The following is a 7,029-nucleotide window of genomic DNA, read 5'->3' as shown; positions in this document are numbered from 1 at the left end:
GCGGGGCCAGTTCGTGCGGTTCCTCGACATGGGGTGGGAGGACTTCATGGTCGGTGCGGAGTACGACGGCGAGCAACATCGGACCAGCAGAGCGCAATACGTCAAGGATCAGCGTGTCTGGCCGACGCTCGCACGTCTGGGTTGGCATGTCGTGCGGGCCATCAAAGAGGACAGCGACACAGACCTTGTCAGGCAGGCGTGGGATGCGATGGTCTCGCGCGGTTGGCGTCCCACGTGAAGGTGCCGAAACGGTATTCCAGCAGAGAAAGTTCGAGTAGACCCCTGCTGGAATACCGTTTCGGCGCAAGGGCCGGTCAGTGCGTCCACTCCTCCGTCTGTGTGAGCCACAGCAGATAGCCAAGCGCCGGTAGCACGATCACCCCCGCCAGGCCGACGACCACGAGCAGGCCCGCCAGCGTCGCGTCTGCGCCTGCGGCATCATTGATGGTGACCTGGTCCACCAGCATCCATGGGTACTGGCCCGCGCCCCAGCCCGTGATCACAGCACCGACCGCAGCCGCGGCGGGAAGCCTTGCCACCGAATAGCTTCGGCGATACAGCAGCACGACGGCGGCCAATCCAGCCGCAGCCGCCACCACCAGCAGCGGTGACGCATGCGTGCGCAGACCCGCGGCCAGTGTTGGCGCGTCTACCGAGATCGGATACAACCCCGCGAACACGATCAGGCCGCTGACGATCCCGACCGCCAGCGTCCTGGCGCGCAGCTTCTCTGCAAGCTCGGTGTTTCCGGCACGGGTGGCGTCCGCGGTCAGGAAGACGCCGGCGAGAAAGACACAAGTGGTGACTGCCAGGCCACCGCCGACAAGCGATGTCGGGTTGATCCACGATCCGACGCGGTCGCCGTACCCTTGCGCCGGTACCCTGCCCGACGCGATGGCGCCCGCGACCGCGCCAAGGAAGAACGGGGTAATAAGCGATGAACCCGCGAATATCGCACCGAACAACCGGGCCTGGCCCATCGTCGCGGCGTACTTGCGAAACGCGAAACTGGCTCCCCGCAACACAATCCCGGTCAGTGCGAGCATCAGAGGGATGAACAGTGTCGTCATCGCCGCTGCGAACGCCTCGGGAAATGCGGTCCACCAGATGACGAGAATGTAAATGAGCCAGACGTGGTTGGCTTCCCACACCGGCCCGATGCTGTGATCGACAAGCGTCCGCAGTTCACGGCCCGCCTGACCGCCGCCCGCGGTGAGATCGTAGAAGCCTGAGCCGAAATCGGCACCGCCGAACAACGCGTACGCAATGACGCCGAGGAACATCGCGATCGCAACCACCGTCGCCAACGTCACGCCTGTAGCTCCTGTCGTGGCGGTCCGTACGGGCTCGGCAGGTCGACCTCGCCGGCACGCCAGCGCCTGGCCATCGACCGCAGCACGACGACTGCGCCGACGGTCATGCCGAGATAGATGACCAGTACTCCCATATAGGTCCACCAGATGCCGGTGCTCGTGGTGACGGCATCACTTGTGCGCAACACATGCCACACCGTCCACGGCTGGCGCCCCACTTCGGTTGCTATCCAACCGAATTCAACCGCCAGGATGGCCAGGGGGCCAGCGATGACGGCGAACCGCAGGAACCATCGATTGCCGAGCAAGTCGCGCCTTCGCCACCGCAGCAGCCAGTACAGGACGACAACACCGGCAAGCAGCGTCCCGATGACGACCATCGACTGGAACGCCAGGTGCGTGATGTTGACCGGCGGCCACTCGTTCTCCGGCACGGTGTCCAGTCCGGGCACCGGCGCATCCCACGAGTTGCGGGCGATGATCGACCCGAGCCGCGGAATGTCCAGCGACCCGTGCACCTCGCCGTCGATGAGCACGCCGCCGAGCCGCAATGGGGCAGGGCTCTCCGTGGTTTCGGCAAGTTCGAAGGCGGCGAGTTTCGCCGGTTGCGTGTCGTGGATCCGCATGCCCAGCACGTGACCGATCAGTGGCTGCGCCAGGGCCGCCACCGAAGCGAAGACAAACGGCACCGTGAATCCCAGCCGATGATGCTCATCAACGCGCCCCCGCAACAGCCCAAATGCGTAGACGCCTGAGACCACCAGCCCGACGACCATGAAAGCGGCCACCCACATGTGCAGGAACTGCAGCCACACCCCGCCGTTGAACATCGCCCGCCACGGGTTGACGTTGACGACCTCGCCGTCGCGCATCTCGAAGCCGGCAGGGTGGTTCATCCACGCATTCACCGACACCACGCAGAACGTGCCGACGACGCCCGACACCCCCATCGGAATGAGCATGGCCAGATGACGGCGCGGCGGCATGCGGCCCCAGCCGTATAGGTAAATGCCAAGGAAGATCGCTTCGACGAAGAACGACAGCCCCTCGAATGCGAACGGCAGTCCCAGCACGTCACCGAACCGGCCCATCAGCCCCGGCCACAGCAAGCCCATCTCGAAGGACAGCACGGTGCCCGAGACCGCGCCGATGGCAAACAACACTGCCGACACCTTGGCCCACCGCTTCGCCAGCCCAAGTGCGACCGGGTCATCACGCACGATGCCCCGCCGATGCATCACGTAGATGATCGTCGGAAACGCCACCCCGAAGCAGGCGAGGACGATGTGCCAGCCCAGCGAGACCGCCATCTGCTGGCGTGCCGGAAGCAGCCCCGGCGGTTCGTCGCCGGAAGCCAGAACCAGCGCGACATCGCTGAGCCCCATCAGGGCATTCTTCCCCGATGCAGACCCTGTGAAAACCGCCGCGAGTAAGGTAAATGCCATAAATGGGGTTAAGTAGTAGCCCCTTGGACCACGTCACCCTTACGAGGTGATCCCGCTGACGGGTAGCCCGACAAAACTTCGCGAGCCGCAGCGATCTCATGTCCGTGTGTCTGATCCCGCCGAGATGCGCGAGTTTCTCGAATCCGCCTATGGGGTCCGTCTTCGCCTGTCAACCAGCGACATCGCACCGCCGGACGGGAAACCGCTGCTGACGCATGCGCGTACCGACGTGGGGACTTTTGCAATCGAAGAGATCGAGCTGGTGGGTGACCTCGAAGCCGCTCCCGATCCGATCAACAAAGTGGTCGTCGCCTGGCCCAGCAGAGGCTGGGTGGCAAGTCAGTGCGACGGTATCGCCGGCAAAGCGGGCGCGGGCGAGGTGACTCTGATGACTCAGCCCGACCTGCCGCACTACGCCCGCGCCGAGAGCCTGCGCGTCACTTCGCTGTTGCTGGACCCGCCGCTCGTCGGCGGTGTGGCCACCGGCCTGCCTGTGAGCCAAGCACCGTTGGGGATTCGCTTTTCGAGTTTCCAACCGGTCGACCTCGCGTCCGGACGATTGTGGCAACAAACCGTGAACTACGTGAAGAACAGCGTGCTGGCCGACGATTCCTTGGCAACGCCGCTGGTGCTCGGGCATGCGAGCCGCCTGCTGGCCGCTGTCACACTGTCGACATTCCCGAACACGGCTACGGTCGGTACGTCGCCGCATGACCGCAATGACCATCAGCCGGAACTGCTGCGGCGCGCGATCGAGTACATCGACGCCAACGCCGCCAGCGATATCTCACTGGCCGATATCGCCGAAGCCGTCCACGTGACTCCGCGTGCGGTGCAATACATGTTCCGCCGCAACCTGGACATGACGCCGATGCAGTATCTGCGGCGGATCCGCCTGCACCACGCCCATGAGGCTCTTTTGGCGGGTGATCGGATGCGGGATTCGGTGACGGCGATCGCCGCACGCTGGGGATTCATGCACACCAGTCGTTTTGCGGTTCTCTACCGGGAAACGTACGGTCGAAGCCCACATGCGACGTTGCGGGGCTGACGATCTGGCACGGCGAATCAGCAGAATCGCGCGCCGATCGGGGCCCTACAGCCGATTCTCGGGCCCCAGCACCGCCCACACCGTTTTGCCCGCCGGTGTCGGCGCGGTTCCCCACATCCGGCATAGCGCGGCGACGACGCGCAGGCCCGATGCAGCGCCATTGGCCTTCCCGTCCTCACGAAGGACGACAGAGCCAGCACCGGCATCCGCCACCGCCACTGCCACCGTCGTGCCGTCGGTCTCGAGTCGCACTGCCGGTGCGCTGTCGGTGTGTTGGAGGACATTCTCGACGAACGCGGTCACGACGACCTTTGTGACAGGAATCAAGTCGGTTTGCGACCACGCCGTCAGCCATTCGGTCACCAAGTCGCGGGACCGACGCAAGCTGGTCAGCTTCGCAGGCAATTGTGCCTGGGCGCGTCGACGATACCGGTGCCGAGCAGAGTCGGACAGCGTGTCGATTGCTTCTTCAACTGTCGGATATACCGACACATACCGGGTTACACCGTTGCGGGAGATGGCTTCTCGGCCGGCGGTATCGTCACAGACTAGGAGAATCGGCACCTCCGGCCATCTGCCGACATGCCACCGCGCACTGGTGAACACGACCCAAGCCGACGGCGCCGGGACGCGCAGGCCGGCGACGTCGATGACGACGGCCGCAGGCTCGTCAAGTGCTGCCTTGATGATCGTGTCGCGGAGTGCATGGTAAGTATTGCTGTCGAGCAGACCTTCAGCGCGCAGGACCGTAGTCCCGCGCACCGGCTGGGCGGTGACGGCCAGCTTGCTGGTCGAATTAGGGGCCACCGCGCTCACCCGCATCGGAAGTCACTTCCGATAGACGCCTGCCCAGCGCACCGCCCCGGTACGAATCCGTGTCTGCCATTGCCAACTGACTACCCGCGCAGGCGCGGGATAACCCCTTTAGAGCTTGGCGATTACGTTTTCCGCGAACATTTCAAGATTGCGGATTTTGGTGTCAAGCGGCTCCTTGTCCTCACCCATGATGTAGGGAATCCGGAAGCCGACGATGACGTCGGTGACGCCCTTGTCCTCGAGGCGTTTGATGCCGTCGCGCGTGAACGCATCGACCGAGATGACGTGGATCTCGAATGGGCCTGTACGGCCCTCTTCCTCGCGAATCTGGTTGAGCCGCTTGATTAGTCGGTCTAGCTCGTCGGGCTCGCCGCCGCCGTGCATCCAGCCGTCGCAGCGCGCCGCCCGCTTCAGTGCCGCTTCGGCATGGCCGCCGACGAGGATAGGGATCGGTTTATTTGGCGCCGGCGTCATTTTTGTTTTCGGGATGTCGTAGAACTCGCCGTGGAATTCGAAGTACTCGCCGGTTGTCAGGCCCCGGATAACCTCGATGCATTCATCCATTCGCTTGCCGCGCTTCGCGAATGGGACACCCAGCAGCTCGTAGTCCTCCTTCCACGGGCTTGTGCCCACACCGAGCCCGAGGCGGTTGTCGAACAACGCGGCCAGCGACCCCGCCTGTTTGGCCACCAGCGCCGGTGGCCGGATCGGCAGCTTGAGGACGAAGAAGTTGAACTTCAGCGTCGTGGTGACCGCGCAGAGTGCGCCCGCGAGGACGAACGCCTCGATGAAAGCCTTGCCGTCCAGAAACTCGCGGCTGCCGTCCGGGGTGTATGGGTACGTGGAGTCCGATTCGTATGGGTAGGCGATGCTGTCGGGAATCGTCATCGCGTGATAGCCCGCAGCCTCGGCCGCCTTGGCCAGAGGTATGTAGAAGGCCGGATCGGTCATTGCTTCTGCGTAGGTGAATCGCACAGCGCAAGACTAGAACGCGTTCTAGTGCGACGTTTAGCGATCGCGCATGTGGGAAGGCGGTGGCGGTGAGCACGGTAGCAAAAGCCCTGTACATGCCCCTGTCCGTCGCGAGCAGCGTGGGCGGCGGTCTGCTGGCCGGCCGAATCTTCACCGAGATCTGGCAGCGGATCAGCCCGTCGGACCAGGAACCGCCGGATCCGAAGGATCTGGACCGCTCGGGTCGCGAGGCGATCACCGCCGCGGCGCTTCAGGGTCTGGTATTCGGTCTGGTGCGCGCCGCGGTAGACCGGGCCAGCGCCAAGGGCTATCGGGCGGTCACCCAGGAGAGTCCCAAGTAATACCGGCATCATGGCGGGGTGAGTGAGACCCGCAGCGGCAGCCGCACGTGGCTCACTCGCAACGTCCGTGTGCTGTCGGCGGTCTCGTTTCTCCAGGACGCCGCCAGCGAGCTGCTCTACCCGCTGCTGCCCATCTATTTGACCGCGGTGCTCGGGGCGCCTGCGTCGGTGGTCGGCGCAGTGGAAGGGGCGGCCGAGGGCGCCGCATCGCTGACCAAGCTGGCCGCGGGGCCACTCGGCGACCGGTTCTCGCGGCGCCCGTTGATCGCGACGGGATACGGGATGGCGGCGCTGGGCAAGGTGTTCGTGGCCGCCGCAACGGTGTGGCCTGGCGTGCTGGCCGGCCGGGTTGTCGACCGGCTAGGCAAGGGAATTCGAGGCGCGCCGCGCGATGCGCTGTTGGTCGCCGACATCGACGACACCGCCCGCGGCAGGGTTTTCGGATTCCACCGGGCGATGGACACGCTTGGCGCGGTCGTCGGCCCGCTGCTCGGCCTGGCCGGCTACGAACTGCTCGACCACCAGATCGCGCCGCTGCTGTGGGTGGCCGTCGTTCCTGCGGTCCTGTCCGTCGCCTTGGTCTTCCTCGTTCGCGAACAGCGTCGGGTGCTGCCGCGTGTCGAGCGGAAGGCGATTTTCGCCAAGGTAGGTGAGCTGCCTCGGCGCTATTGGCGGGTGACCGCGGTCCTGGTGGCGTTCGGGGTGGTGAACTTCCCGGACGCCCTGCTTTTGTTGCGGCTCAACGAGATCGGCTTCTCGGTGGTCGAGGTCATCCTGGCCTATGTCACCTACAACGCGGTGTATGCGGTATCGAGTTATCCGGCGGGCTTGCTCGCTGACCGGATTCCGCGCCCCGCGGTGTTCGGAATCGGCCTGGTGTTCTTCGCAATCGGCTATGGGGGCCTGGGGTTGACGACGGACGCCGCCACAGCCTGGGTGCTGATCGGGGCCTACGGATTGTTCGCCGGATGCACGGATGGTGTTGGGAAGGCGTGGATTTCGTCGTTGGTCGGTGGTGATGTGCAAGGCAGTGCGCAGGGTGTCTTTCAAGGTCTGAGCGGTTTCGCGGTGCTGGCGGCGGGATTGTGGGC

General features: G+C 64.8%; 7 protein-coding genes and 1 pseudogene. 4 read left to right on the top strand and 4 right to left on the bottom strand.

The genetic code is table 11. The annotated features are described in order from the left end of the window. A pseudogene (locus VFH65_RS27410) lies at window positions 1-238 on the top strand (hypothetical protein); the annotation flags it as partial. Between the two features lie 76 nt (window positions 239-314). Here VFH65_RS27410 and VFH65_RS27405 read toward each other — a convergent pair. After that, window positions 315-1,313 (bottom strand): cytochrome d ubiquinol oxidase subunit II, encoded by a 999-nt coding sequence (locus VFH65_RS27405; RefSeq protein ID WP_353325993.1) that lies wholly within the window; start codon window positions 1,311-1,313, stop codon window positions 315-317. Next, window positions 1,310-2,698, bottom strand: coding sequence for a cytochrome ubiquinol oxidase subunit I (locus VFH65_RS27400; protein ID WP_353325992.1), 1,389 nt, complete (start codon window positions 2,696-2,698; stop codon window positions 1,310-1,312). Before VFH65_RS27400 ends, VFH65_RS27405 begins: the two co-directional genes overlap by 4 nt. 166 nt (window positions 2,699-2,864) lie before the next feature. Here VFH65_RS27400 and VFH65_RS27395 point away from each other — a divergent pair, with 166 nt between their 5' ends. Continuing rightward, a complete protein-coding gene (locus VFH65_RS27395) occupies window positions 2,865-3,809 on the top strand; it encodes a helix-turn-helix transcriptional regulator (RefSeq protein WP_353325990.1) in 945 nt (314 codons plus the stop codon). Window positions 3,810-3,854: 45 nt separating this feature from the next. Here the strand turns inward: VFH65_RS27395 and VFH65_RS27390 are convergent, their stop codons facing one another. Continuing rightward, window positions 3,855-4,631, bottom strand: coding sequence for an STAS domain-containing protein (locus tag VFH65_RS27390; protein ID WP_353325988.1), 777 nt, complete (start codon window positions 4,629-4,631; stop codon window positions 3,855-3,857). 102 nt (window positions 4,632-4,733) lie between these two features. After that, window positions 4,734-5,600 carry a TIGR03619 family F420-dependent LLM class oxidoreductase gene (locus VFH65_RS27385; RefSeq protein WP_353325986.1) on the bottom strand — a complete coding sequence of 289 codons (867 nt, stop codon included), beginning with the start codon at window positions 5,598-5,600 and terminating at the stop codon, window positions 4,734-4,736. A gap of 65 nt (window positions 5,601-5,665) precedes the next feature. On the opposite strand from VFH65_RS27385, the gene VFH65_RS27380 reads away from it, so the two are divergent. Continuing rightward, window positions 5,666-5,938, top strand: a complete 273-nt coding sequence (locus VFH65_RS27380) for a DUF4235 domain-containing protein (protein ID WP_353325984.1) — start codon at window positions 5,666-5,668, stop codon at window positions 5,936-5,938. Between the two features lie 18 nt (window positions 5,939-5,956). Then, window positions 5,957-7,029 (top strand): MFS transporter (locus VFH65_RS27375; protein WP_353325982.1); only part of this gene is annotated, 1,073 nt, incomplete at its 3' end.

The sequence above is a fragment of the Mycobacterium sp. genome, assembly GCF_035697385.1.
In the GTDB taxonomy this organism is placed as follows: Bacteria; Actinomycetota; Actinomycetes; order Mycobacteriales; family Mycobacteriaceae; genus Mycobacterium.
Note: the sequence above shows the minus strand (reverse complement) of the source record. Positions and strands in the feature narration are given on the sequence as shown.

Coding starts and splice junctions, on each gene's coding strand:
- VFH65_RS27390 (WP_353325988.1), bottom strand. CDS start 4,631: ATGCGGGTGAGCGCGGTGGCCCCTAATTCGACCAGCAAGCTGGCCGTC.
- VFH65_RS27400 (WP_353325992.1), bottom strand. CDS start 2,698: ATGGGGCTCAGCGATGTCGCGCTGGTTCTGGCTTCCGGCGACGAACCG.